Origin of the sequence: Salicola sp. Rm-C-2C1-2 (genome assembly GCF_040196175.1) — a bacterium.
Taxonomy (GTDB): Bacteria; Pseudomonadota; Gammaproteobacteria; order Pseudomonadales; family Oleiphilaceae; genus Halospina.
Map to the genome: position 1 here is coordinate 24,135 of NZ_JBEFNF010000006.1, position 24,930 is coordinate 49,064.

At 62.0% G+C, this 24,930-nt stretch carries 27 protein-coding genes; 13 read left to right on the top strand and 14 right to left on the bottom strand.

Annotated elements, in window-relative coordinates; all coding sequences use genetic code 11:
* Positions 1 to 16 precede the first annotated feature (16 nt).
* Genes AAF659_RS10825 through AAF659_RS10835 form a run of 3 tightly spaced genes read right to left on the bottom strand, consistent with a single transcriptional unit; the run spans position 17 to position 2,889 of the window.
* A complete protein-coding gene (locus tag AAF659_RS10825) occupies positions 17 to 331 on the bottom strand; it encodes an AzlD family protein (RefSeq protein ID WP_349751766.1) in 315 nt (104 codons plus the stop codon).
* Positions 318 to 1,040: an AzlC family ABC transporter permease gene (locus AAF659_RS10830; RefSeq protein ID WP_349751767.1), complete on the bottom strand. Its 723-nt coding sequence runs from the start codon at positions 1,038 to 1,040 to the stop codon at positions 318 to 320. Before AAF659_RS10830 ends, AAF659_RS10825 begins: the two co-directional genes overlap by 14 nt.
* A 25-nt stretch (positions 1,041 to 1,065) precedes the next feature.
* Positions 1,066 to 2,889, bottom strand: coding sequence for a sensor domain-containing diguanylate cyclase (locus tag AAF659_RS10835; RefSeq protein ID WP_349751768.1), 1,824 nt, complete (start codon positions 2,887 to 2,889; stop codon positions 1,066 to 1,068).
* Positions 2,890 to 3,049: 160 nt separating this feature from the next.
* Between AAF659_RS10835 and cobT the strand changes: the two genes are divergently transcribed.
* The gene (gene cobT, locus AAF659_RS10840) at positions 3,050 to 4,096 is read left to right on the top strand and encodes a nicotinate-nucleotide--dimethylbenzimidazole phosphoribosyltransferase (RefSeq protein WP_349751769.1); all 1,047 of its coding nucleotides are present in this window, start codon (positions 3,050 to 3,052) and stop codon (positions 4,094 to 4,096) included.
* Entirely contained in the window at positions 4,089 to 4,721 is a 633-nt protein-coding gene (locus AAF659_RS10845; protein WP_349751770.1) for a histidine phosphatase family protein, read from the top strand. The genes cobT and AAF659_RS10845 overlap by 8 nt, the downstream gene beginning before the upstream one ends.
* Here the strand turns inward: AAF659_RS10845 and cobU are convergent.
* From cobU to AAF659_RS10870, 5 genes are read right to left on the bottom strand one after another with little or no spacing between them, the layout of a single operon-like run.
* Positions 4,684 to 5,226, bottom strand: coding sequence for a bifunctional adenosylcobinamide kinase/adenosylcobinamide-phosphate guanylyltransferase (gene cobU, locus AAF659_RS10850; protein ID WP_349751771.1), 543 nt, complete (start codon positions 5,224 to 5,226; stop codon positions 4,684 to 4,686). The two genes, AAF659_RS10845 and cobU, sit on opposite strands and share 38 nt — an antisense overlap.
* Positions 5,223 to 6,011 carry an ABC transporter ATP-binding protein gene (locus AAF659_RS10855; protein WP_349751772.1) on the bottom strand — a complete coding sequence of 263 codons (789 nt, stop codon included), beginning with the start codon at positions 6,009 to 6,011 and terminating at the stop codon, positions 5,223 to 5,225. The genes cobU and AAF659_RS10855 overlap by 4 nt, the downstream gene beginning before the upstream one ends.
* Positions 6,011 to 6,841, bottom strand: coding sequence for a FecCD family ABC transporter permease (locus AAF659_RS10860; RefSeq protein WP_349751773.1), 831 nt, complete (start codon positions 6,839 to 6,841; stop codon positions 6,011 to 6,013). The genes AAF659_RS10855 and AAF659_RS10860 overlap by 1 nt, the downstream gene beginning before the upstream one ends.
* A complete protein-coding gene (locus AAF659_RS10865; protein ID WP_349751774.1) occupies positions 6,831 to 7,955 on the bottom strand; it encodes a PilT/PilU family type 4a pilus ATPase in 1,125 nt (374 codons plus the stop codon). Before AAF659_RS10865 ends, AAF659_RS10860 begins: the two co-directional genes overlap by 11 nt.
* A 21-nt stretch (positions 7,956 to 7,976) precedes the next feature.
* Positions 7,977 to 9,011 carry a type IV pilus twitching motility protein PilT gene (locus AAF659_RS10870; RefSeq protein WP_349751775.1) on the bottom strand — a complete coding sequence of 345 codons (1,035 nt, stop codon included), beginning with the start codon at positions 9,009 to 9,011 and terminating at the stop codon, positions 7,977 to 7,979.
* A gap of 107 nt (positions 9,012 to 9,118) precedes the next feature.
* Between AAF659_RS10870 and AAF659_RS10875 the strand changes: the two genes are divergently transcribed.
* From AAF659_RS10875 to hemW, 9 genes are all read left to right on the top strand, one after another.
* The gene (locus AAF659_RS10875) at positions 9,119 to 9,823 is read left to right on the top strand and encodes a YggS family pyridoxal phosphate-dependent enzyme (protein ID WP_349751776.1); all 705 of its coding nucleotides are present in this window, start codon (positions 9,119 to 9,121) and stop codon (positions 9,821 to 9,823) included.
* A complete protein-coding gene (gene proC / locus AAF659_RS10880) occupies positions 9,823 to 10,665 on the top strand; it encodes a pyrroline-5-carboxylate reductase (protein WP_349751777.1) in 843 nt (280 codons plus the stop codon). Before AAF659_RS10875 ends, proC begins: the two co-directional genes overlap by 1 nt.
* Positions 10,666 to 10,748: 83 nt before the next feature.
* Positions 10,749 to 11,309: a YggT family protein gene (locus AAF659_RS10885; RefSeq protein ID WP_349751778.1), complete on the top strand. Its 561-nt coding sequence runs from the start codon at positions 10,749 to 10,751 to the stop codon at positions 11,307 to 11,309.
* Positions 11,310 to 11,430: 121 nt separating this feature from the next.
* Positions 11,431 to 13,365: a dynamin family protein gene (locus tag AAF659_RS10890; RefSeq protein WP_349751779.1), complete on the top strand. Its 1,935-nt coding sequence runs from the start codon at positions 11,431 to 11,433 to the stop codon at positions 13,363 to 13,365.
* Positions 13,366 to 13,434: 69 nt separating this feature from the next.
* A complete protein-coding gene (metX, locus tag AAF659_RS10895; protein WP_349751780.1) occupies positions 13,435 to 14,592 on the top strand; it encodes a homoserine O-succinyltransferase MetX in 1,158 nt (385 codons plus the stop codon).
* Entirely contained in the window at positions 14,582 to 15,175 is a 594-nt protein-coding gene (metW, locus tag AAF659_RS10900; RefSeq protein ID WP_349751781.1) for a methionine biosynthesis protein MetW, read from the top strand. Before metX ends, metW begins: the two co-directional genes overlap by 11 nt.
* A gap of 11 nt (positions 15,176 to 15,186) precedes the next feature.
* Positions 15,187 to 15,633 carry a DUF4426 domain-containing protein gene (locus tag AAF659_RS10905; RefSeq protein ID WP_349751782.1) on the top strand — a complete coding sequence of 149 codons (447 nt, stop codon included), beginning with the start codon at positions 15,187 to 15,189 and terminating at the stop codon, positions 15,631 to 15,633.
* A complete protein-coding gene (rdgB, locus tag AAF659_RS10910) occupies positions 15,623 to 16,231 on the top strand; it encodes an RdgB/HAM1 family non-canonical purine NTP pyrophosphatase (protein ID WP_349751783.1) in 609 nt (202 codons plus the stop codon). Before AAF659_RS10905 ends, rdgB begins: the two co-directional genes overlap by 11 nt.
* On the top strand, positions 16,212 to 17,375 hold the full coding sequence (hemW, locus tag AAF659_RS10915; protein WP_349751784.1) for a radical SAM family heme chaperone HemW: 1,164 nt from the start codon (positions 16,212 to 16,214) through the stop codon (positions 17,373 to 17,375). The genes rdgB and hemW overlap by 20 nt, the downstream gene beginning before the upstream one ends.
* 59 nt (positions 17,376 to 17,434) lie before the next feature.
* Here the strand turns inward: hemW and trmB are convergent, their stop codons facing one another.
* Genes trmB through AAF659_RS10930 form a run of 3 tightly spaced genes read right to left on the bottom strand, consistent with a single transcriptional unit; the run spans position 17,435 to position 19,979 of the window.
* Positions 17,435 to 18,139 carry a tRNA (guanosine(46)-N7)-methyltransferase TrmB gene (gene trmB / locus AAF659_RS10920; RefSeq protein WP_349751785.1) on the bottom strand — a complete coding sequence of 235 codons (705 nt, stop codon included), beginning with the start codon at positions 18,137 to 18,139 and terminating at the stop codon, positions 17,435 to 17,437.
* A 32-nt stretch (positions 18,140 to 18,171) separates the two neighbouring features.
* A complete protein-coding gene (locus AAF659_RS10925; protein WP_349751786.1) occupies positions 18,172 to 19,683 on the bottom strand; it encodes a YifB family Mg chelatase-like AAA ATPase in 1,512 nt (503 codons plus the stop codon).
* Positions 19,684 to 19,715: 32 nt separating this feature from the next.
* Positions 19,716 to 19,979, bottom strand: coding sequence for an accessory factor UbiK family protein (locus AAF659_RS10930; RefSeq protein ID WP_349751787.1), 264 nt, complete (start codon positions 19,977 to 19,979; stop codon positions 19,716 to 19,718).
* A 302-nt stretch (positions 19,980 to 20,281) separates the two neighbouring features.
* Between AAF659_RS10930 and glnK the strand changes: the two genes are divergently transcribed.
* The gene (glnK, locus tag AAF659_RS10935; RefSeq protein ID WP_349751789.1) at positions 20,282 to 20,620 is read left to right on the top strand and encodes a P-II family nitrogen regulator; all 339 of its coding nucleotides are present in this window, start codon (positions 20,282 to 20,284) and stop codon (positions 20,618 to 20,620) included.
* A gap of 71 nt (positions 20,621 to 20,691) precedes the next feature.
* A complete protein-coding gene (locus AAF659_RS10940) occupies positions 20,692 to 21,936 on the top strand; it encodes an ammonium transporter AmtB (RefSeq protein ID WP_349751790.1) in 1,245 nt (414 codons plus the stop codon).
* Between the two features lie 84 nt (positions 21,937 to 22,020).
* Here AAF659_RS10940 and AAF659_RS10945 read toward each other — a convergent pair whose 3' ends face one another.
* The 3 genes from AAF659_RS10945 to AAF659_RS10955 all read right to left on the bottom strand — a co-directional run bounded on the left by AAF659_RS10945 (position 22,021) and on the right by AAF659_RS10955 (position 24,787).
* Positions 22,021 to 22,878: a class I SAM-dependent methyltransferase gene (locus AAF659_RS10945; RefSeq protein ID WP_349751791.1), complete on the bottom strand. Its 858-nt coding sequence runs from the start codon at positions 22,876 to 22,878 to the stop codon at positions 22,021 to 22,023.
* Between the two features lie 64 nt (positions 22,879 to 22,942).
* A complete protein-coding gene (locus tag AAF659_RS10950) occupies positions 22,943 to 24,034 on the bottom strand; it encodes an MFS transporter (RefSeq protein ID WP_349751792.1) in 1,092 nt (363 codons plus the stop codon).
* An 18-nt stretch (positions 24,035 to 24,052) separates the two neighbouring features.
* On the bottom strand, positions 24,053 to 24,787 hold the full coding sequence (locus AAF659_RS10955) for an alanyl-tRNA editing protein (protein WP_349751793.1): 735 nt from the start codon (positions 24,785 to 24,787) through the stop codon (positions 24,053 to 24,055).
* Positions 24,788 to 24,930 lie beyond the last annotated feature (143 nt).

The following is a 24,930-nucleotide window of genomic DNA, read 5'->3' on the forward strand; positions in this document are numbered from 1 at the left end:
GGCCCAGTTTACGCCATCACAACAGCTGCCGCACCAACGCAGCGGCCACGAATCCAGCGCCGATAGCCGGCAGGGAGCGCCCCGTTGCAATCATGATCACTGCCGTGGTCAGCAGCGCCGCCTTGGCGCCGAGATCGCCCGCAAACGCCATGGGCACGACAATGGCGATCAGCACGGAGCTGGCCATGGCGTTGATGAAGCTCTCCACACGCCGGCTCAGCGGCACCCGTGCCATCAGAAAAGCACCGCCAAACCGGGTGACCAGAGTCACCAGGGTCATGATGAGGATGATCGCCAGAATGCCCAGTGTGGTTGTCTCAATACGGATCACGAGCAGGCTCCAACCAGAACAGACCAACCACACCGCCAGCCAGCGCGCCCACAATCACATGGGTATGCGGCGGCAACCAGCGCCAGGCGAGCACCGCCGAGATGCCCGCCACCGTCCACGCCACCAGAATCCGGCGCGATTTCGGGCCGCCCAGCGCCATTGTTAGCAGGAAACACCCCAGCACCATGTCCAACCCGAAGGCTTCCGGGTTCTGAATAAGCCCGCCAAAATAACCTCCGAAGAGCGAGCCGACGACCCAGGCCATCCACAGTGCCAGACCTCCCCCCAGAATGGCCTCCAGATTCTCCTTCCCGGCCTGGTACTGCTGAAAGGAACGCGCCCAGTTGGCATCTGTGAGCACCACTAACAGGCCGTAACGCCGGGCCATCGGAAGCTTGCGCAGCATTGGGTAAAGCGAGGCACCCATGAGAATATGGCGAGAGTTGATCGCCAGCACGATAGCGACCAGCGGCATCAGAGACACCTCCTGACCCCAAAGCCCCAGGGCTGCAAATTGGGCGGCACCGGCAAAAACGGTCACGCTCATCAGCCCCGCCTGCCAGGGAAGCAGTCCGGCCTGGCCAGCTGCCAGACCAAAGGCAACGCCGAAAGTCGCCACGAAAACTGCTATAGGCAGCAACTGCAGGAACTCAGCCCTGACCTTGGCGGGGTTAAATCGGTAAGTCTCGTTGTACAGGTCGGTAGCCATGGCAATCCGTTTCGGGCGACTCAAATTAACCGAGTGGCGAACCGGGCCTGATCTCCTGGCTGGCATCATGCACGCAAACCCTGTTGCGCCCCTCCGCCTTGGCCTTATACAGCGCGCGGTCCGCCTGCTGAATCATTTCATTGGCTGTTGCGAACGAGTCCGGTTTCCGGATGGACACGCCAGCACTGACAGTGAATGAAAGCTCAGACTCATTACAGGGGACGCGTGTACGCGCCAGTCGCGCCCTCAGACGCTCGACAGCGCCAAGCGCGCCATCCCTGTCCGCGTCCACAAACACCAGAAGGAACTCTTCACCGCCATAACGGACCGCAATATCTGGTGCCCGGACTTCATCCGTCAGGATCCCACCAAGGATCTGAAGGCAGGCATCCCCCGCTTTGTGGCCGAAAGTGTCATTCAAGGCCTTGAAATGGTCAATATCGATCATAGCAACGCTCAGCGCGCGGTTGTCCCTTTCTGCACGAGCAATTTCCCGGGGCAAAGCATCCGCCAGGTAACGGCGATTCTTGAGCCCGGTTAGAACATCAGTGACGCTGAGCTGATTCAATCTCTGATTGGCCTGCTCCAGCTCTTCCGTGCGTGCCTGCACTCGTTCTTCCAGCTCCCGGTTATGGCGTTCGCTCTCCTCAAGCATCGCCTCCTGAGCCTCGAAACGCAGACGCCGCTCAATATTGATGCGCTGCGCCAGGGCGAACGACAGCAGAAGAATTTCCAGAAAAGACCCCACCTGGGCTGCTGAATCCGTAACGATATTGGCCGGCAGCACCCCGCCTTTACTGAGCGCCAGAATCAGCATCCCCAGCAACAGAAAGGACCAGGCAAGCAGGTAATAGGGCGCGGTTCTCTGGCCACGTACCCAGGCAACAACCCCGACAATGAAACCGTAAACTGTTGCAAAAACGGCAAGAGGGATGGCGATGATGATGGCCGAGTAGTAGCTGAGTGTTGCCGAAGCGAGCACCATCAGTCCCCCAACCACGGCCTCGCCCAACAGAATGGCATTGAGCCAGCGTGAATGGCGCCGCATCTCCAGAAAGGAACTGATGAATAATGCCGCAAAAGACAGGGCCAGACCGAAGAACACGATGAGCGACTGGAGATTCCAGTCCGGGGCGGTGGGCCATAGATAACGGAAAGTATAGCCGTTGATGGTGGCAACCAGGATCGCAATGGCGAAAACCACACCGACATACAGGATGTAATTACGATCCCGTACCGCCATGAACAGCAGCAGATTATAGAGCCCGATCGCAATCAGTGCGCCAAAATAGATCCCGTCCACCGTCGTTCTGAGCGTACTATGCGCCTGGAACGACGGCGGATCCCACAGAGTCAAGGGGACCTGAAGGGCCGTATCCGTCTGGACTCGGAGATAGAAATGGCGCGTCTCCCCGGGTTGCCAGCTGACCGGTACCGCAAATCGACGATGCTCATAGGGGCGTTCACTGAACAGTCGTTGCGCCCCCATTCGCACCAGTTTCCAGCCCGTTTCCCTATCGCTGCTGATATGCAGCCGCAGATCCTGAAGCAACGGGTAGTCAATGGAGAGGATGCGTCTGCGCGCGTGCGTCGAATCGTTCGCCAGGGACCACCGGATCCACCACGCAGAGTCATCATACCCCTTATTGAAGGTGGCCTCTGAATGCGACTCCCAGGCCTCACTCCGACGCACCTCCGCCAGAGTCAAACGCTGCCCGGGATCTTCCAGGACTTCTGTGGTTCCGGCGAGCTGCCGGTCGTGGTCGTCAGGCAACAGCGTTGCGGCCGACAGCGGTACTGCCACCACCATGAGCAGCAACAGCAGTACGGCTGACTGCCAACCTGACAATAGGCCGCACCTCATCTGTAAGACTCCCTGGAGCGTTTTTACAACGATGACTTGGCGCTAGTTTAGTTCGTGTTCTGACTCTTTGCACTTTTGCCCCACTCTGGCACTTGCGACTGCTTCAGAGTAAGGTGCAAGCATTTAACCAATGCAGTATCGAGCCATGACTGATCCTTTCTGGCAGCAGCCCCTTCCGAAACCCTCCCGCCCCCACTACAACCGGGCCACAGCCCGCCAGAAACAGTTGACCAAACCGCCCGGTTCGCTTGGGCAACTGGAAGCACTGGCCTGCCATCTCTGCGCGCAGCAGCACTGCGATCAACCGGCGGTGGATCAGGTGCACCTGGCGGTATTCGCGGCAGACCACGGTATTGCGGGAGATGGGGTCTCAGCCTTTCCTCAGGAGGTCACGGCCCAGATGGTGGCGAACTTCGCCGCTGGAGGTGCCGCTATCAGCGTTCTGGCCCGCCAGCTCGGCGCGACCCTGGAGGTCATCAACATGGGGGTGGCCCATCCCTTGCCGGACGACCGGGGCGTTACGGACGAATGGATTGCTGCAGGCACCGGCAACCTGATGCAGGAACCGGCAATGACAGCGCACCAACTGGAGCAGGCGCTGGAGGCCGGCGACCGCTCGGCGGCACGCGCGGCGGAAGCCGGCGCTGAACTGTTCGTGGGCGGTGACATGGGCATCGGCAATACCACCAGTGCCTCGGCTCTGGCCAGCCTGCTGCTGGGGGCCCGTGTCGAGGAGCTGGTTGGCCCCGGGACCGGCCTGGACGAGCTCGGCGTGGCCCGCAAGGCTCGCCGCATCCGGGCCGCTCTGCAGCGCCACGGCAGCGATACAGATCCCTTCCACGCGCTCGCTTCCCTCGGCGGTTTTGAGATCGCCGCGCTGGCTGGTGCGATGATCGGGTCGGCTCACCGGGGGATCCCAGTCCTGGTCGACGGTTTCATCGTCACCGCCGCAGCATTGGTGGCGACGCACCTGAGCCCGAATCTAATGAGCTGGATGCATTTCTCTCACCAATCCTGCGAGCCCGGCCACCGCTATGCGCTTAATGCCATGGGCGCCACGCCGGTTCTGGATCTTGACATGCGCCTGGGTGAAGGCAGCGGTGCCGCCATCGCCGTTCCAGTGCTACGCTCTGCCTGTGCGTTGCACAATCAAATGGCAACCTTCGCGGAGGCGGGAGTAAGCGATGGCTGACAGATCCGAGCGACCGGGCACTTTTTTTGACCTGATAAGACACGGTGAGCCAGAGGGGGGCCGCAAGTATCGTGGCCTGATCGATGACCCTCTGAGTAACCTGGGGTGGCAGCAGATGCAGGCTCAGGTCTTTGAATCAGACCGGTGGGACGCGGTTCTGACCTCGCCCCTGAAACGCTGCGCCGATTTCGCGGCCTCCGTGGCCGAAGCCCGGGGATTGCCCCTCTACCAGGAGCGCGATCTTCAGGAGATGAGCTTCGGCGACTGGGATGGCCACACTCCTGAGGCGATCGCCCGGGAAACCCCGGATGCCCTCAGGGCGTTCTGGCAGGACCCGGTCCACTGTCCACCGCCGGGTGGCGAGAACATCGCAACCTTTTTCCGGCGTGTCGAAGCGGCGATGACCCACTGGCGGCAGGAACTGGAGGGCCAGCGCACCTTGCTGGTTGGGCACGGGGGTGTCATTCGCATGATCCTGGCCATGGCCATGGCCACGCCCCTGGAACATGCCATGGGCGCAGTGTCTGTGCCGTTCGCCTGTCGCAGCCGCATCCGCATGGACCGGATCACGGAAACCCAGGAGTGGCTCAGCTGCCTGATGGCGCACCAGCCGGGGACCCCTTGAGTACCTGGGGTAGCCCAGCCACGCTCAGCACCACCTGATCACAACGCTGCGCCAGCGCCTGATTGAGCCAGCCCAGTTCGTCGCAGAAGCGGCGTGTCAGCGCATCCATACCGATCACGCCCAGGCCCACTTCATTGCTGACGATCACCAGCGGGCCGGGGTAGCGCTCCACCTCCGTCAAAAAGGCTTCGCGTTCGCGCTCGAGCGCACCCTCATCCGCACCCAGCAGATTCCCGAGCCAGAGGCTCATGCAGTCAATCAACAGACAGGGACCCGCTTCCCGGTGCCGAGCCAGAACGCCGCCCAGCGCTATTGGCTCTTCATCCAGTCCCCAGTCATCCGGGCGCCGCTGCTGATGGCGGGCAATGCGATCGACCATTTCCTCATCTTCAGCGGTGGCGGTGGCCACGTAGACGACAGACGACCCGCAGGCGGCTGCCTCAGCCTCGGCCAGCGCACTCTTGCCAGAGCGGATGCCCCCCAGAATCAGTGTTCGGTTGCTCATAGCCGTGTCCTTTTGCGGTGCCCCAGCGGTACCCAGAAGGGGGTCTCCGCCGAGCCCACTTCCTTGAGGGGTACGCCATACAGATGTTCCAGCCGGTCTTCGGTCAGCAGCGTCGCTGCCTCACCGGCTTCCCAGGTGCCGTCAGGGTACAGCATCAACAGCCGGTCCGCGTACTGGCTCGCAAGATTCACGTCGTGCAGCGATACCATGATCAATCGCTCATCATCCGCGTAATCCCGGAAGCGGTCCATCAGGGCCACCTCATGGCGCACATCCAGATGGTTCACTGGTTCATCCAGAAGAAGCGCTCCGGGCTCCTGGGCTAGTAGCGTGGCGATAGCCACGCGGCGCTGCTCCCCTCCGGACACCTGATCCGCCCGCATTGAGGCCAGTTCAAGAAGGCCCGTTTCCTCCAGAGCGCGCTCCACCATGGCGTGATCAGCCCGGCTCAGGGGCCGCCAGGGTGGGCGGTGGGCGTAGCGGCCGGCGCTGACCGCCTCACGCACCGAGTAGGGAAAGGCCACATCCTGATGCTGTAGAAGCAGCCCCAGCCGACGCGCCAGGACCTTGCGCGGAATACGCTTCAGATTCACTCCATCCACAGCCACCTGCCCCTGCAGCGGGGGCAGAAGGCCGGCCAGCGTGGCCATAAGTGTGCTTTTGCCAGAGCCATTCTCGCCCAGCACAGCCCAGAATTCCCCGGAACGTGCCTCAACGGTCACCGGTTCAGTAAGAGCCTCGCCGCGGTGTCCGAAAACGAGGCGATCCAGCTGCAGTGATGCCATCAGCTACCGATCCTTGTGCGCTGCAACAGGTACAGGAAGACCGGAATCCCCACGATGGCTGATAGGATACCGACCGGAACCGACCCCGGCACCAGTGGCAGATCGGCAACGGCCTGCAGGCCGTTGAGATAAACCCCTCCAACCAGAACGGAAAATGGCAGCAGGATCCGATGGCGCGCCCCGACGCGAAGCCGCACAAGATGAGGAACCACCAGCCCCACAAAGCCGATGGGCCCGGCCAGTGTAACCGCCAGCGCCGTCAGCACCGCTGCCAGAACGTAGCACACCACACGCACCCGGTGCACCTCCACGCCCAGCACAGCGGCCTGTTCATCACCGCGCACAAGCAGATCCAGTGCCGGGGCCATGATCCAGCCCGCCACCAGCGCCAGGATCAGGGTGATCAGGCCCCACCAGGGCGAGATGGGCCGGTTGAGGTCCCCCATAAGCCAGTAGAGCATGTCATGCACCGAAGCGCTGGACTCCAGCGCCAGCAGGAAGCTGATAACGGTACTCCAGCCTGCCGCCATCACCACGCCGGTCAGCAGCAGCCGTTCCCGGGGAACCCGGGCACCGTTCCCCCCCACAAGGAAGACCACTGCCAGCGAGAACAGGCTCATAAGCAGCGCGGACCCGGTAATCCACCAGCCGCTCAGCCCTAGCAGCATACAGACCAGCCCGGCGCTGGCAGCTCCCCCGGAGACACCCAGCACATAGGGCTCGGCAAGAGGTGTACGAAGCAGCACCTGCATGAGCACACCGGCCATAGCCAGCATGCCCCCGACAGCGAAACCAGTGAGCAGTTCCACCAGCAGGACGTTACCCATCATCCTGGATCGACAGTTTATCTACCGAGCTCGACAGTTCTTCCGCCGTCGCCGCGTCGGCCCCCAGCTTGATCATGAGGCGCAGGTCATTGGCGGAGTCCGCATGGGCCAGTGCATCCTTGTAGGTGATCTTGCCGTCCGCATAGAGGTGGTAAAGCGCCTGGTCAAAGGTCTGCATGCCGAGTTCACCCGATTTGGTCATCAGGTCCTTGAGTTTGTCCACTTCGCCCTTACGCACCATATCCTGAGCCAGCGGGGTATTGATGAACACCTCGATGGCCGCCACCCGACCGTTGCCATCCGGCGTGGGAATCAACTGCTGCGCGACGAGGGCCTTGAGGTTAAGTGAGAGGTCCATCCAGATCTGGTTATGCACCTCGGGGTTATAGAAGTTGATGATCCGGTCCAGGGCCTGGTTGGCGTTATTGGCGTGCAGTGTGGCCAGGCACAGATGGCCGGTTTCCGCAAAGCTCACGGCGTAGCTCATGGTCTGGGCTGTCCGCACCTCGCCGATGAGGATGACGTCCGGCGCCTGACGCAGGGTGTTCTTCAGGGCCATTTCGAAAGACTCTGTATCCACCCCCACCTCGCGCTGCGTGACAATGCAGCCCTCATGCTGGTGGATGAACTCAATGGGATCCTCCACCGAGATGATGTGCCCCCGGCTATTGCGGTTACGGTGGCCGATCATGGCAGCCAGGGAGGTGGACTTACCCGTACCGGTTCCCCCCACGAAGATGATCAGGCCGCGCTTGGTCATGGCCAGTTCGCTGATGACATCCGGCAGATCCAGATCTTCCAGTTTCGGAATCTCGGTTTCAATCCGGCGCAATACCATGCCACAGAGGTTGCGCTGGAAGAAGGCGCTGGCACGGAAACGCCCGATTCCGCGGGCACTGAGCGCGTAGTTGCACTCGTTGTGCTCGTCGAATTCACGAGCCTGTTTGTCGGTCATTGAGCCGTACACCAGCTCCCGCGTTTTCTCCGGGGTCAGCGGTTCCTTGGTCACCGGCACAATGCGCCCGTTGATTTTTACACTGGGCGGTACGCCCGTGGTAATGAACAGGTCCGATCCGTTTTTATCGACCACGACCTTGAGCAGCTTTTCGAGTTCCATGACTGGTTTCCACGCGCTTTATCAGAAATTGTCCGGCATCTTGGCCTTGGCCTGGGCCTCCTCACGGGAGATGGAGCCCTTCTGAAGCAGGTTCTTCAGATGCTGGTCCAGGGTCTGCATGCCGAGCTGACCGCCTGTCTGGATGGCAGAGTACATCTGCGCCACCTTGTCTTCCCGGATCAGGTTACGGATCGCCGCATTACCGATCATGATCTCGTGTGCAGCAACCCGGCCGCCACCGTTTTTCTTCAGCAGTGCCTGAGAGACCACCGCCTGCAGCGATTCCGACAGCATCGAACGCACCATGGACTTTTCCTCGGCGGGGAACACATCCACCACGCGGTCGATGGTCTTGGCTGCGGAGGTGGTATGCAGGGTACCAAATACCAGGTGGCCGGTTTCGGCAGCCGTCAGAGCCAGACGGATGGTTTCCAGGTCCCGCAGCTCGCCTACCAGAATGATGTCCGGGTCTTCACGCAGGGCGGAGCGCAGGGATTCGCCAAAGCCCAGGGTGTCACGGTGCACTTCCCGCTGGTTCATCAGGCACTTCTTGGAATCGTGCACGAATTCAATCGGATCCTCGATGGTGAGGATGTGGTCGTAGCGGGTTTCGTTGATGTAGTCGATCATCGCCGCGAGCGTGGTGGACTTACCCGAACCAGTGGGACCGGTTACCAGTACCAGGCCGCGCGGGTTGGAGGCAATGTCCTTGAACACCTGGCCCATGCCAAGGTCGTCCATGGTCAGGACCTTGGAGGGGATGGTCCGGAACACGGCACCGGAGCCCCGGTTCTGGTTGAACACGTTGACACGGAAGCGGGCGACACCGGGGACCTCGAAGGAAAAGTCGGTCTCCAGGAACTCTTCGTAGTCCTTGCGCTGTTTGTCATTCATGATGTCGTAGATGAGCCCGTGGACTTCCTTGTGTTCCATGGGCGGGAGATTGATCCTCCGGACATCGCCGTCCACCCGGATCATGGGGGGCAGGCCGGCGGAAAGGTGGAGGTCGGATGCGCCCTGTTTGGCGGAGAACGCAAGTAATTCGGTTATATCCATGGTGCCCTCAGACAGAACGTCGCAGAAAACCAGACATAGGTTGTAGCTTGGTTTTTCCAGGGGCAGACGTTACTTTATGAGCCGTCACATTCCCCCGGACAGAGCCAATGACCAGCATAGCAGAGAACCTTGAAAAGGCAGCCACACGCATCCGTTCTGCAGCCGAAGAAGCTGGACGGGACGCGCAAGGGGTGCGGTTACTGGCCGTATCCAAGACCAAACCGGCAAGCATGCTGCGGGAAGCTGCCGGCGCCGGGCAAACCGCCTTCGGTGAGAATTACATTCAGGAGGCGCTGGAAAAGATTGAAGCGCTTTCGGATCTGCCCGATCTGGAATGGCATTTGATTGGGCCACTGCAGTCCAACAAGACGCGTCTGGTGGCTGAGCATTTCCACTGGGTCCACAGCATTGATCGCGCCAAGGTGGCTCGGCGGCTGAGCGAGCAGCGGCCCGAGGGCATGACACCGCTGAATCTTTGCATTCAGGTGAATATTGATGATGAGCCGAGCAAATCCGGCGTTCGGCCGGAGGAGGTGCCTGGGCTGGCGCAGGCGCTGAGTGGGCTTGAAGGCTGCCGGCTGCGGGGACTGATGGCCATTCCGGACCCGGCTAATCCGCCACCGGTGCAGCGTGAGCGCTTCCGAGAACTGGCGGGGCTGCTGGCTGAGGTGCGACGCGGCGTGGATAATGAAGATCTGGATACTCTGTCCATGGGCATGTCCGACGACCTGGAAGCCGCCATCGCTGAAGGCGCCACCATTTTGCGCCTGGGCACTGCCCTTTTCGGACCCCGCGACTACGAGGCTCAGTGATGCAACAGGATTCGCAGCAACCCGCTATCTCTTTCATCGGCGCCGGCAACATGGCTCGCGCCATTCTGGGGGGCCTGGTCGCCAATGGCTATGACCCCACACGGATCTGGGCCAGTGCGCCGGAGGACAGTCACCTGCAGGGGCTGCGCGATGACTTCGGGATCTACACCACCACCGATAACCGCCACTGCGCCAGCCAGGCTGACATCCTGATCCTGGCGGTCAAACCGCAGGTCATGGCACAAGCCTGCCAGGACATTGCCAGCGTGGTTCGCAATACCCGTCCGCTTGCTGTCTCGATTGCCGCGGGGTTGGACTCGGAAACCATCAGTGGCTGGCTTGGCGGTGATGTGCCAGTAGTCCGCTGTATGCCCAACACGCCGTCCCTGGTCGGCAAGGGCGCGTCCGCGCTCTACGCGACAGAAAGCGTATCCAGGAAGCAGCGTGAGGCTGTAACCAGCATTTTCAGCAGCATCGGCCTGGGCGTCTGGCTTGAAGAGGAGCAGCAGATGCACGCCGTCACCGCCCTCTCCGGCAGCGGCCCCGCCTACTGCTACCTGCTGGTGGAGTCCATGGAGACGGCGGCGGTCGACGCCGGCGTGCCCCCGGAGACCGCCCGCCAGCTTGCCATCCAGACCATGGCGGGCGCCGCGCAGATGTGTTCGCAGGGCGACGAGGCGCCCGACCAGTTGCGGCGCAATGTCATGTCTCCCGGCGGCACTACGGAACAGGCGGTAGAGGCCCTGGAAAGCGGTGGCCTGCGCGGCATCGTGGCCAAGGCCTTCAATGCGGCGAAGACACGTTCGGCGGAGCTGTCGGAGCAGTTGAGAAAAGCTTTATAATCAGCGGCTATGCGTGACCGTTGAGCTTCACCGCAGAGCGGGGCGGTCTGATCTAGTATTTTCCAATCGGAGAAATTCGCTTTATGGGCACCGAAATCCTGGTTTCATCCCTCCAGATGCTCACCACCTTCTACCTGACGCTGCTGATCCTGCGGTTCCTTTTTCAGCTCTGCCAGGTGGATTTCTTCAACCCCATCAGCCAGTTCATTGCCAAGGCCACCAATCCGGTCACCGACCCCGTGCGGAAGATGGTGCCGCCGGTCAAACGATTCGATGGTGCTTCGCTGATTGTCGCCATCCTGTTCCAGGCGATCATGTATCTGATCATACTCAGCCTCGCCGGCTACGGCTTCCAGCCATTGGCACTGCTGGTCTGGGGCGTGCTCAAAGTGATCAGCCTGGTCATCACTATCTATTTTTTCGCCATCATTGGCATGATCGTGATCAGCTGGCTGGCACCCGGCAATCCACACCCCGGCATCCAGATCATTCACCAGATCACAGAGCCCATCATGGCACCGTTCCGCAACCTGCTGCCGCCTATGGGCGGGCTGGATCTGTCGCCGATTCTGGTCTTCCTGGTGCTGAACATGGTCCAGGTAGTGATGAGCAGTCTCCAGCAGGCCGCAGGCATGCCGTTCTGACAAACACACGCATGCAAACCGAAACATAAAAGCACGGGGGCGTTACACGCTCCGCCTCCAGGGACGTTCTATACGTCCGCATAATGTTGGTAAGCGGTTGCAGGGAGCACGGGGACCTAAGATGGCAGATGCAGTTACCCTCACCGATCAGGTCGAAGCGTACCACCGCTGGAAAAAGGATCTGGTTCGCAACATCACGCGGTACCGGCGCTGGTTGCAGTTCAACGGGCTGCTTGAGGAGGACATCGAACGCCATCTTCATCGCAGCATCCGCCTGCTCATTGAGGATGAGCTGACGATCGCCTTCGTCGGCGAGTATTCCCGGGGTAAGACGGAACTGATCAACGCCCTGTTTTTTGCCGGCCACGGTCAGCGGCTTCTGCCCTCGCAAGCCGGGCGCACCACCATGTGCCCAACAGAACTTTTCTATGACCGCCATGCGCGCTCCAGCTATTTGATGTTGCTGCCCATCGAGACCCGCAACGGCTCAATGTCTCTGCAACAACTTCGCCACCATGAGACGGCCTGGGAAACAGTTGAGCTCGATCCGGCCGACAGCAATGGCGTTACGACCACACTCGCCAGGGTGGCCGAGACACGCGCGGTACCGCGCGCTGAGGCGGCTGAGCTGGGCTTTAATGACGCCGTGCTCGACACCTCTGCGCAGGACCCGGATCTTGTGGTCATTCCCGCCTGGCGTCATGCCATGGTCAGCATCCGACACCCGGTTCTGGAGCGCGGTCTCAGGATCCTGGACACCCCTGGTCTGAACGCTCTGGGCTCCGAGCCCGAGCTGACGGTTTCCATGCTGCCCTCGGCACAGGCAGTGATCTTCCTCCTGGCGGCGGATACCGGTGTTACGGCCAGTGACATGGCCATCTGGCGGGAACACATTGATACCCGCGACTCCGATCACCGCGCCGGGCGTTTTGCGATTCTCAACAAGATCGACACGCTCTGGGATGATCCGTCCGGCAACGACCATACCGGCAGTGCCATTGAGCGAATCCGCGAGACCACTGCCCGTCAGCTCAGCCTCGGCATGGAAGACGTACTGCCCGTCTCTGCCAAACAGGGGCTTCTAGCGCGCTTGCGTGACGATGATGGGCTGCGCCGCAACAGTGGCATAGCGCAGCTGGAAGAGCTGGTCAGTGACCGCATCCTGGGCCGGCGTGAACAGCTGATCAGCGGTGAGTTGGTCGCTGATCTGCGCTCCATGATCCGCGACAACCAGGCCGCGCTGGCGAGCCAGCAGGCATCACTGGAGACCGAGCTTGAGCTTCTGGAAGCCCAGGGCAACGACCGGCAGGAAATTGCGGAACTGGCCGACAAAACCCGGCGCGACCATGATTTCTTCAATCGCCGGCTGATCACCCTGAAATCCAGCCGGCGCCTCATGGCGTCACAAGGGAAAATGCTGCGGCGGATTCTCAATCCGGAACGATTCGAGCAGCACGCTGAACACACGCGCGAGCGATTAGAGTCGAGCTGGACCACACCAGGGCTGACCGGCGCCATGAACGCCCTTTTTGAGGCGCTGGAGAACGACTTCAACAACCTCATGGCGGAAGGTCGTCGCGCGGAAAAAATGGTGGGCTCGATTTACCGCCGCCATGCGGGCAACGCCAGTGAGCGGTCGCCGGAACCGGTACCGCTGCGCCTGGGGCGCCACCTGATCGCCCTGCGCGATCTGCGCACCCGCGCCGACCGTTTCCGCCGGGACCCGCGTTCGCTACTGACGCAACAGAGCCGTCTGATCCAACAGTTCCTGACCACCATCGTCAGTGAAGCCCGCCAGATCATCCGTCGCACCATGGAGGATATTGACCGCTGGCCCGGCGAAGCCTTGATGCCGCTGCTGCAGCACACCCAGCAGCAGAAGCAGCGGCTGGAAAACCAGTTCCAACGGCTTCGCCATATCGTCGACGACGAAAAAGAGCTCAAAGCTGAGGCGGCCAAGCTGCGCCAGCAGCGCACAGTGCTGGATCAGCAGCTGCGCGTGGCGGGCAAGCTGGCTGAACGGATCGCGCCACCGCCGGGGACCCAGTTGCCTTAGGGCCGCCCCCTCGATACACTGCCCTGCCTGACCGGAACCGTTCATTACTGAAGGATCCTTTTGGCATTAATGGCTGCTCAATCCCCGGCCACCGACTCGGTGGGCATTGTCGAACCACAGAGCTTGCACTTCCCGGAGCCTCTCCGGCTGGAGTGCGGCCATACGCTGCCCGAATTCGACCTGGTGTTTGAGACCTATGGCACCCTGAACTCGGATGCCAGCAATGCGGTTCTGATCTGCCATGCTCTGAGCGGTCACCATCACGCCGCTGGCTATCATTCGCGCGAAGACCGCAAAGCCGGCTGGTGGGATGCCTGCATTGGTCCCGGCAAACCCATCGACACCAACCGATTCTTCGTGGTCTGCCCGAACAATCTTGGCGGCTGCCACGGCAGTACCGGCCCGACCTCCCAGAACCCGGACACAGGGCGCCCCTACGGGCCTGACTTCCCGGTCATCACAGTAAGAGACTGGGTCAAAAGTCAGGCCCGGCTGGCCGACCGCCTGGGCATCGCACAGTGGGCCGCCGTGATCGGCGGCTCTCTCGGTGGCATGCAGGCGCTCGACTGGGCGATCCACTATCCGGAGCGCATCCGCCATGCCGGCGTGATTGCCGCAACCCCCAGGCTCACGGCCCAGAACATCGCCTTCAACGAGGTGGCCAGGCGCGCGATCACATCGGATCCCGAATTCCATGAGGGCCGCTACCTCGAAAACGGCGTCATCCCCCGGCGGGGCCTGATGCTCGCGCGCATGGTCGGGCACATCACCTACCTGTCGGATGTCTCCATGGGCGAGAAGTTCGGCCGGGAACTGCGCGATCACGCCTACCACTTCGGTTTCGACGTTGAGTTCCAGGTGGAAAGCTACCTGCAGTATCAGGGGGTGCGTTTTTCCGAGTCCTTTGACGCCAATACCTATCTGCTGATGACGCGTGCCCTGGACTATTTCGACCCGGCCCGCGAGTTCGGCAACGACCTGACGCGTGCCATGGCAGAGGCCCGCTGCAGTTTCCTGGTACTGTCGTTCAGCTCTGACTGGCGCTTTGCACCGGAGCATTCACATAAACTGGTCAACGCCATGGTCGATGCCCGGCGCGATGTCAGCTATGCGGAAATTGATTCCGACTGGGGTCACGACGCTTTCCTGGTGCCGAACGAGCGCTACGAAAGTCTGTTCCGGGCCTACATGAACCGGGTGGCAAAGGAGCATGGCGATGCGGGCTGACCTCAAGCTGATCGAACCCTGGGTGGCGCCCGGCTCGCGCGTACTCGACCTGGGCTGCGGCGATGGCACCCTCATGGACTACCTCCAGCGCGAGAAGGGTATCGCCGGCTACGGGCTGGAAATCAACCCGGATTACATCGAGGAGTGCGTCCGCAAGGGCGTGAACGTGATTGAGCAGGACCTGGACGAGGATCGGCTGACCAGCTTCCGCGACCAGACCTTTGATACCGTGATCATGACCCAGGCCCTGCAGGCCGTGCGTCGGCCGGATCGCGCTGTCACGGAGATGCTTCGGCTCGGGCGCGAAGGCATCGTCACCTTCCCCAACTTCGGCTACTGGCGGCTGCGGCTGCACCAGCTCTGGAACGGGCGTATGCCCATGTCCAGCACACTGCCGCACACGTGGTACAATACGCCCAATATTCACCTGTGCACGGTGCGCGACTTCGAGGCGTTGTGTCAGGAACACCGAATCCGGATCAAGGATCGAACCGTGGTGGACAACGCCCATCGTTCCCGCTGGTACAACCGCCTGTGGCCCAACCTTCTCGGCCAGATCGCGGTGTACCGCGTCACCCGCTGACGGAGGTTACCATGGTAAAGTGCCGATCAAGCCTGCTGCTAGTGCTGACACTGGTAGCCGGGCTCGCCATGGGGTCGGAAAGCCCCGCCGAGTTCGACGGCTATGAAGTCCATTACGCCGCGCTGCCATCGACGTTCCTGGATAAGAAAACCGCTCGCCAGTATGACCTGGTCCGCAGTCGGGCTGTGGGTCTGTTGAATGTGTCCGTGCACCGCACCAATGGCGACAATGGGCCGGAGCCAATCACGGCTCAGGTCGAGGGGACCGTTACCAACGAGGCCCGCCAGGTTAAGGAGCTGTCTTTCCAGCGCGTACAGGAGGATGGCGCCATCTACTATCTTGGGCAGTTCCGGTACAGCGAGGGAAAGACGATGACCTTCGAGCTGGAGGCAGCGCCCTATGGAAAGTCGCAGACGCTGCCCGTGCGCTTTTCCCGGGAGCTCTATCATGACCAGTGAACACCAGTGTGTGCTGGCCAGCAACAATGCCGGCAAGATCGCCGAGTTCAACCGGCTGCTGGCGCCCTGGGGCATTGAGATCAGCGCCCAGAGGGAGCTGGGTGTGGACTCTCCTGAGGAAACCGCCACGACCTTCGTGGAGAATGCACTGATCAAGGCGCGCCATGCCTCGCGCATCAGTGGCCTGCCAGCGCTGGCGGACGATTCGGGCCTGGCGGTGGATGCCCTGGGTGGCGACCCCGGCGTATATTCCGCACGCTATGCTGGCGAGCCTGCGGACGATAACGCCAACAACCGCAAGCTGCTTGATGCCCTCACCAATAGGCCGGACGCCAAACGCACCGCCTGTTTCCACTGTGTGCTGGTGCTGATGCGCTCGCCGCAGGACCCAACGCCCATCATCTGCCACGGGCAGTGGTTCGGGCATATTGCCCATGACCCGGCCGGGGTTGGCGGCTTTGGTTACGATCCGCTGTTCATCGTACCGGAGGAGGGCTGTACCGCCGCCGAGCTGCCTGCTGAACGCAAGGCCCATCTCAGTCACCGTGGCCAGGCCATGGCCCAGCTTAGGGAGCGCCTTGCTGACACCCTCGCCTGAGCCCCTGACAGCACCGCCGCTCACGCTCTATGTGCACACGCCCTGGTGCGTGCGCAAGTGCCCGTACTGCGATTTCAACTCCCACACGGCACCCGAGACGATCCCGGAAGAGGACTACCTGGCCGCTCTGCTTGCCGATCTGGATGCGGATCTGGCAACGCCCGAGACCCGCCCCATCGAGGCCATCTTCATCGGCGGCGGCACGCCCTCGCTCATGTCGCCGGGATTCTATGAGCGGCTCTTTGAGGGGCTGGCTCACCGGCTGGATCTGTCCCAGCTCAGCGAGATCACGATGGAGGCCAACCCAGGCACTGTTGAAGAGGGCCGTTTTACCGGCTTCCGTCAGGCGGGCATCAACCGCCTGTCACTGGGCGTCCAGAGTTTCGATCCACAGCATCTGCACCGCCTGGGCCGCATCCATAATGGTGATGATGCCGCCCGAGCCGTCACGGCAGCCCAGGCCGCGGGCTTTGAACGCATCAATCTGGATCTGATGCATGGGCTACCCCAGCAGACTCCGGAACAGGCAGTGGCGGACCTTGAAGCCGCGCTTACATTCGGGACCGGTCACATCTCCTGGTACCAGCTCACCATTGAACCCAACACCGTCTTCCATTCGCAGCCCCCCACCCTGCCGGATGAAGACACCCTGGCCGCTATCCAGGAGGCAGGCGAAGCGCGCCTGCGCGAGAACGGGCTGCAGCGCTATGAGATTTCCGCCTGGTCACACCCGGGCGAGGAATGCCGGCACAACCTGAATTACTGGCATTTCGGCGACTATCTGGCTATCGGGGCCGGCGGTCACGGCAAACTCACCGAGCCTGGCGAGGACCGGATCCGGCGCTACTGGAAAACCCGCCGGCCGGAGGACTATCTCAACCGCATGGGCAGTCGCACCGCCGGTCGCCAGGATCTGGAGCACGGCGAACGGCCGCTGGATTTTCTCCTTAACGCCCTGCGCCTGAACGGGGGCGTGCCCGCCGGCTTTTTCCGAGCCCGGACCGGCCTGCCCCTGGACGCTATCGGAGGGGAACTGCAGCAGTTGCGGGCGCGCGGTCTTCTGGTGCCAGACGATGACCGACTGGCGGTAACCGAGAAGGGCGAGCGTTTTCTCAACGACGTGCTGGAGGCTTTCGTACCCTGAGACGCTTCGACGTGGAGCCACGGCCCTGATCAAGTCAAAGGGCCTACTGGTGACTGGCGTTACTGACGCTCAAACAGCATATCGGCAACCCCGTGCCCCCGGGCTTCACCGCGCTTTTCGAACTTGGTCAGCGGCCGATCCACCGGTCGCGCCACAGTGGTGCTATTTTCCGACAGATTGCGATAGCCAGCCGCGTCATTCATAACCTCCAGAATGTGCTCGGCGTAGGGCTCCCAATCCGTGGCAATGTGCAGCAGCCCACCGGGGCGGATGTAGCGGTGCAGCGTGGCAACAAACTCAGGCTGGATCAGGCGGCGCTTATGATGCTTCTTCTTGGGCCAGGGGTCCGGAAAAAGAATCAGAACCCGATCCAGACTGGCCCCGGGAACCGCTTCACTGAGCACATCCAGCGCATCGGCGCGGTAGATACGGATGTTGTCCAATCCACGCCCCTCCATTTCCATCAGAAGAGCGCTACAGCCGGGTTTGTGCACCTCCACACCAATGAAGTCCTGGTCCGGCGCCGCCTCAGCCATTTCCGCCAGCGACTGGCCCATGCCGAAGCCGATTTCCAGATTAAGCGGCGCCTGACGGCCAAACAGCTGCTGGCGATCGACGAGACCATCCGCAAGGCTGAGCCCAAAGCGCGGCCAGAGCCGATCCCAGGCATTCTGTTGCCCACGGGTCATACGTCCCGCGCGCAGCACAAAACTGCGTACGGAGCGTTCCTTGCTGCGGGCGAGGTCGTCGCTGGAATCGGTCATGGGGCCTCCGGCTCTGGAACGTGGGCCAGGGATTATCCGGATTCGGCGCCGGACTGCAAACGGTAACTCAAAGCCTCCACCAGATGCGCCTTTTCCACCCGGGCCGCGCCGGCCAGATCCGCAATGGTCCGGCTCACCCTCAGAACACGATGTAATGCCCGGGCGGACAGCCCCAGCCGACCCATGGCCTGCTCCAGCAGAGTTTCACCCTCGCTGTCCAGAGCACAGGCATGGTGCAGGGCCTCGCCAGCCAGTGCCGCGTTCAGTGCCCCACGCTGGTGCTGGATGGCGCGCAGCCCGCTGACCCGCTCGCGGACCTCAGCGCTGCTGGTCTCCCCCTTTTCCGGGCGAAGCAGCGTGCGACCGTCCTGCACAGGCACGCCCACATGCATGTCAAAACGGTCCATCAGAGGCCCGGAGAGCCGGCTCTGATAACGCAGTACCTGCTGAGCCGAACAGCGGCAGGCGATATCCGGATGGCCTTCATACCCACAGGGGCATGGGTTCATCGCAGCGATCACCTGAAAGCGAGCGGGGAAAGTCACGCGGGTATGGGCGCGGGCAATAACAATCTCGCCGGACTCCATGGGCTCGCGCAGCACCTCCAGAACCTTGCGGTCGAACTCCGGCAGCTCGTCCAGGAAGAGCACACCGCGGTGGGCCAGCGAAATCTCGCCGGGGCGCGGACTGCTGCCGCCTCCAACCAGGGCCACGGCTGACGCGGTGTGGTGGGGAGCCCGGTACGGCGGTGTGCGCCAGCCGCGTGCCTGGCTGAAGGACCCCGCCACCGAATGCACAGAAGCCACCTCGAGTGCGGCCTCACGCTCCAGCGGTGGCAGCAGGCCCGGCAGACGGCTGGCAAGCATGCTCTTTCCGGTGCCGGGCGGGCCGTGGAACAGCAGATTGTGACCGCCGGCTGCCGCGATCTCCAGGGCGCGCTTGGGAACATGCTGGCCCTGAACATCCATCAGATCCGGCACCGCGCCCTGCCCAAGGTCACCAGCCTCACGCGGCAGGATGGCGGACAAAAGCTGCACGCCTTTCAGATGGGAACAGACACTCAGCAGGTGATCAGCGGCATAGGTATCCTGCTGACTGGCCAGCCCCGCCTCGTCGGCATTGCCCTCTGGCACCATGATGGTGCGCCCCATTCCGCGGGCGCCCATCACGGCGGGCAGTATGCCCTCCAGTTGACGCAGGCTGCCATCCAGGGCCAGCTCCCCCAGGAATTCCATGCTGGCAACCGCTTGGGGCTCGACCTGCCCGGATGCAGCCAGTATGCCCAGGGCAATGGGCAGATCGAAGCGGCTGCCTTCCTTCGGCAGATCAGCAGGTGCGAGATTGATGGTGATGCGACGGGCGGGAAAATCAAAGCCGCTGTTGAGCAGGGCACTGCGAACCCGATCCTTGCTCTCACGCACACCCGCCTCGGGCATGCCCACAATGGACAGTGACGGCAGGCCGCCGGAAAGGTGGGTCTCAACGGTGACGGCGGGCGCATCAACGCCCACCCGCGCCCGCGTGTGGATCACGGCGAAGCTCATGGCAACATCCCTGTTGTTGGTGGTGGTTTCCGTTACTGCTGGTGGCTGTCCTGGCGCTCTTCCAGCTCTGCGACACGCTTTTCCAGCGCCTCGACCTTCTCCCGGGTACGCGTGAGGACTGCGGACTGGGCATCGAACTCTTCCCGGGTCACCAGATCCAGCCGGTCAATCACCGAGGTCACCGCCATACGCACGTTCTGCTCCACATCATCGCGGGCCACGCGGGCCATATCCGGCATGAACTGATCCAGCTGACCGCGCAGTTCACTGAAAAGGTCCTGGGGGCTACGTGGCATGACTCAACTCCTCGCTCGGTTGTTATAGGCATGCTAGCACAGCGCCCACGCCGGGCCCACCGCACTCACTCAGTGCCCGGTTTTGGGTCATGCCAGGGGCGAATGCGCTACAATAGGGCAATGCAACCGGGCCGCACCCCGGAAGCATCAGGTAAGTTGCTGTTTTGCAGTTTATTTCAGCGTTGGCACAGGGCGTGCAAAGGGCCACGCAGAGTCCGCACGACCTACTGCGGGCCAACGATGCACCCCGATTCAAGCCGCCATACCCAGTTCGGCTGGGCCGGCAACGAAAGGAGAAACCCATGAAACTTGTGACAGCGATTATTAAGCCGTTCAAGCTTGATGACGTGCGCGAAGCCCTGTCCGAGATCGGTGTCCAGGGTGTCACCGTCACGGAAGTCAAAGGCTTTGGCCGGCAGAAAGGCCACACCGAACTTTACCGCGGCGCGGAATACGTCGTGGACTTCCTGCCCAAGGTGAAGATCGAAATCGCCATCAGTGAAAAGCTGCTGGACCAGGTCATCGAGTCCATCTCGAAGGCCGCCAATACCGGCAAGATCGGTGACGGCAAGATCTTTGTCAGCGAACTGGAACAGGCGATCCGGATCCGGACCAGCGAAACCGGTGAAGAAGCCGTCTGACGCTGGGCGTACCCCGGCGTTCCAAGTCCTAATCCCGAATCTGAAAAGCCTTGTGCGGAGGGCTTATTCCAATGGAAAGCACAGTTAACGAACTGCAGTTTGCGCTTGATACCTTCTATTTCCTGATCTGTGGTGCCTTCGTCATGTGGATGGCGGCAGGTTTCACCATGCTCGAGTCCGGCCTTGTCCGGGCCAAGAACACCACCGAGATCCTGACCAAAAACGTGGGTCTCTACGCCATCGCCTGCATCATGTATATGGTCTGCGGTTACGCCATCATGTACGGCGGCGGCACCTTCCTGTCCGGCATCATGGACCCGGGTGTTTCCGAAGGTTTTACCTATGAAGCGGTTTCAACCTATGCGCCGGCTTCAGACTTCTTCTTCCAGGTTGTGTTTGTGGCAACCGCCATGTCCATCGTCTCCGGTGCCGTGGCCGAGCGGATGAAGCTCTGGGCGTTCTTCGCCTTCACGGTCGTTCTGACCGGCTTCATCTACCCGCTAGAAGGGGCCTGGACCTGGGGCGGTACTGCTGTATTCGGCATGTACAACCTTGCGGACCTTGGCTTCAGTGACTTCGCTGGTTCCGGCATCGTGCACATGGCAGGGGCGTCAGCAGCGCTTGCAGGTGTCCTCCTCCTGGGTCCGCGCAAGGGCAAATACGGCCCGAATGGCCAGGTCCGGGCGATTCCGGGGGCGAACCTGCCGCTGGCAACGCTGGGTACCTTCATCCTCTGGATGGGCTGGTTCGGCTTCAACGGCGGTTCCGTTCTGGCAGCGGCCAGTGTTGAGTCCGCCAACGCCGTGGCCATTGTGTTCCTGAACACCAACACCGCCGCAGCGGGTGGCGCCGTGGCGGCCCTGATCGTCTCGCGGCTGATGTTCGGCAAGGCCGACCTGACCATGCTCCTCAACGGTGCACTGGCCGGGCTGGTTGCCATTACGGCCGAACCCTCCACCCCGACACCACTGGCTGCCACACTCTTCGGTGCCATTGGCGGCATTCTGGTGGTGTTCTCGATCGTGGCGCTGGACAAGCTGCGCATCGACGACCCGGTGGGTGCCATTTCCGTCCACGGAACCGTCGGTCTGCTGGGTCTGCTGCTGGTGCCGATCACCAACGGCGGCGCGAGCTTCAGCGGCCAGATCATTGGTGCCCTGACCATCTTTGGGTGGGTCTTCGTAGCCAGCCTGATTGTCTGGGGCATCCTCAAGGCCGTCATCGGGATCCGGGTGAGCGAGGAGCAGGAGTACGAAGGCCTCGACATTGCCGAGTGCGGCATGGAAGCCTACCCCGAGTTCGAACACGCCAGCTGATCAACCACGCTGGCTCTACAGGGATGTAACGTGAACGAAAAAGGGGCGCCCGCGGGGCGCCCCTTTTTTCATGGTTCCCGCGGCTCAGCCCGAGCGCGTCTCCACCACCCGCACCACCGCATCCCCACGATTGGACGGCAGATCCAGACGTTCCCGATAATCCGCCGGATCATGAACCCGGACACTGGCAAAGCCCGCTGACCGGAACTGCTCCTCCACCTCGGTGGCATCCGCAAAATGGAAGGTCACGTCACTGGCGCTGAGACGCCCCAGCGCTTCGGCACCCAGGCGGATGGCACGGCTGAACCCGCCCTGGCGCGGCACCAGGTAGGTTTCCATGAGATAACGGCTGCCCGGATGGCGGGAACCGAGCGCGGCAATGCGTGCCCAGAACGGGGCCATATCCTCGAGCGTGAAATAGCTGGTCAGCCCCTCGGTGATCACCACAATGGGTTCACCGGGCCGGAAGCACTGCTCAACCACGCTTTCCATGGATTCCGGCCCCTCCCGGTGAAAGACATTGAGTGGTACAACCTGATGCCCGTCGCTCAAGGCCCCTTCGTGCTCGAGGGCACGACGCTTGCGTTCCGCCATACCGGGCATGTCCGTCTCCACGTAGGTCAGGCCGGGGAAACACTTCCGGAAGCGGTAACCGCGCGGGGACAGCCCGCTGGCGATCTCCAGCACCTGGGTCGCCCCCTCTTCCCGGATCCAGCGTTCCAGCAAGTGGTCCATGGTGCGGTGGCGCTGCAGCAGTATGGTGCGCAGGTTGCTGCCACCCAGGGACCGGCTGAGCCATTCCACGGGCAAAAACCCACGGTACAGCCAGGGCCCGGCCCCGGAGCCCAGAAATGCCGGTGCCAGGCTGTTGCGCCGCCAGACCTCACCGGTGTAAAGACCGGTGAAGCTGATGGAGGCGGTGTCGTCGGACTGTCGTCTCATGATTCAGGTGTCTCCCCTTTCCGGATCCCTGAAGCGGCGGTTGCACGCTGCCAGTAGACCAGCATCATAAGGCCCACGCCGGCAACCGGCAGTGACAGCACCAGGCTTCCGGACCAGCCCAGAAGGTGGTAGAGTGCGCCCGTTCCGGCGAATGGCACAGGGTCAGGAAGGCGCTGCCGCCCACGTACAGGAAGTTCCAGGCCACGCCCAGAAGGATCAGTGACGGCACCACGAAAAACGGCGCCTCCCCAGGCATGCCCGTAAGCGCTGAAAGCACCAACAGCAGGAACCCCACGCCCAGCACCCGGGTATGGCCAAAACGCTCCAGCAGCCGCCCGGTAAAGAACGACGGCAGGAACATGGCCACCACATGGAGCTGGATGGCCACACCCACCAGCGTATGGCTCCCCGGGCCAGTGTTGAGCGCCAGCGTCGACTGGACCATCAGCAGATTCATGACCAGATAGCCGGCCCCCGCACAGTACATGGCCAGGAACGCGCCTACCCCGGCCATGGAGGAAGGCACTGCCGGTGATTCCGCCCGTTCAGCAGTCGGCTTCGCCGATGAAGTGGCAGGCGCATTCAGCCCGGGCACACCCAGCATGACCAGAAAAGTAATGACACCGGCGAGCGAGAAGATCAGGTAGCTGTGGGTAAAAGACTGCCCCTCAAACAGGCCACCCGCCTCCAGGGTCAGCAGCGGCGCCAGGATGCCGGCCAGCACGCCCCCGGCCGTAACCAGGGCCACTGCCCGGGCCCGTAACGCCGCCTCAACCCCGTCAGTGGCGGCAAACCGGTAATAGTTGGCGTGGGTAATGAAGATGCCCAATAGCACATGGCTGAGGATCAACCCGGCAAAGGAGCCACCGCGGATGGCCAGGTACCCGGTCACCCCGGCCGCCATGGCAAAACAGGCGCCCATCAGGAACGCGGGCCGCCGGCCCACGGCGCCCATGAGCCGTGAGACCGGATAGGCGCACAGAATCACGACCGCAAACTGCAGCCCGTAGGGCAGTGTCGAAAGCCATGGCTGCGGTGCCAGTTCGGCGCCAACGATCGCGGCCACCGAAACGGAGGCCACGGCGCAAGTCAGGAACAGTGCCTGACAGATTGCCAGCAGATAAACCCGGAGTCGTTGTCGTGCCAGATCGTCCATGCATCTCTCCCCAGCCGTTCAGCCCACGTAATCCCTGATGGTAATGCGCCGGTTGTGTTTGCTCTTCTTCTCGATCTTTGCCACATGAAGCCCCTTGAGTTCGCCGGTATGACGGACATGGGTGCCGCCGCAGGGCTGCACATCGAGCCCTTCAACCTCCACCAAACGCAGCCGCTGCTCCGTGGTGGGTGGCAGCTTGACCGTGCGCACCTGCTTCAGGGCCTCTGCGATTTCTTCCCCGGTTCGCCAGAAATGGGTAACGCGGCGCTGGTTGGCGATTTCCTCCTGCAGCGCTTGGTCGAGTTCTTCGCGATTGAAAACGCTCTCGGGCAGATCAAAATCCAGCCGGCCGCGCTCCGCATGAATTGAGCAACCTGTCACCGGCGCGTTGATCAGGCCGCAAAGCACGTGAAGACAGGTATGCATGCGCATGTGGCGATATCGCCGGCTCCAGTCAATCTCAAAGCGGATGGTCTGCCCTTCCCGGGGCATGATTGAGGCGTCCACCTGGTGCGCGATCCGGACCTTCCCGGGCATATACTGCGCATCCGAAATACGAAGGCCTTCCCCGGCACCATCTCCCCACCTGAGCCACCCGGTATCCCCGGGTTGTCCGCCGCTCTCGGCATAGAAGAGGGTTCGATCCAGGACGATGCCCCGGGAGGTTACGTCGACCACCTCGGCCTCCCCTTCCGTTGCGTAAGCATCCTCCTCAAACAAACGTTCCGTGGACGTGATGGCACATTCCTGCATGACTTCTCCCTGATCAGTCCTCTGAATTCCTTCGGGCGTTACCATTTAAGCAGGGAGAGATGGAGAGAGTATCTCTCCCTGCGGCGGATTTTCATGTTTTCGCTCAGTACGACCACCGACGTATCAAGAGGTTGTACGGCATT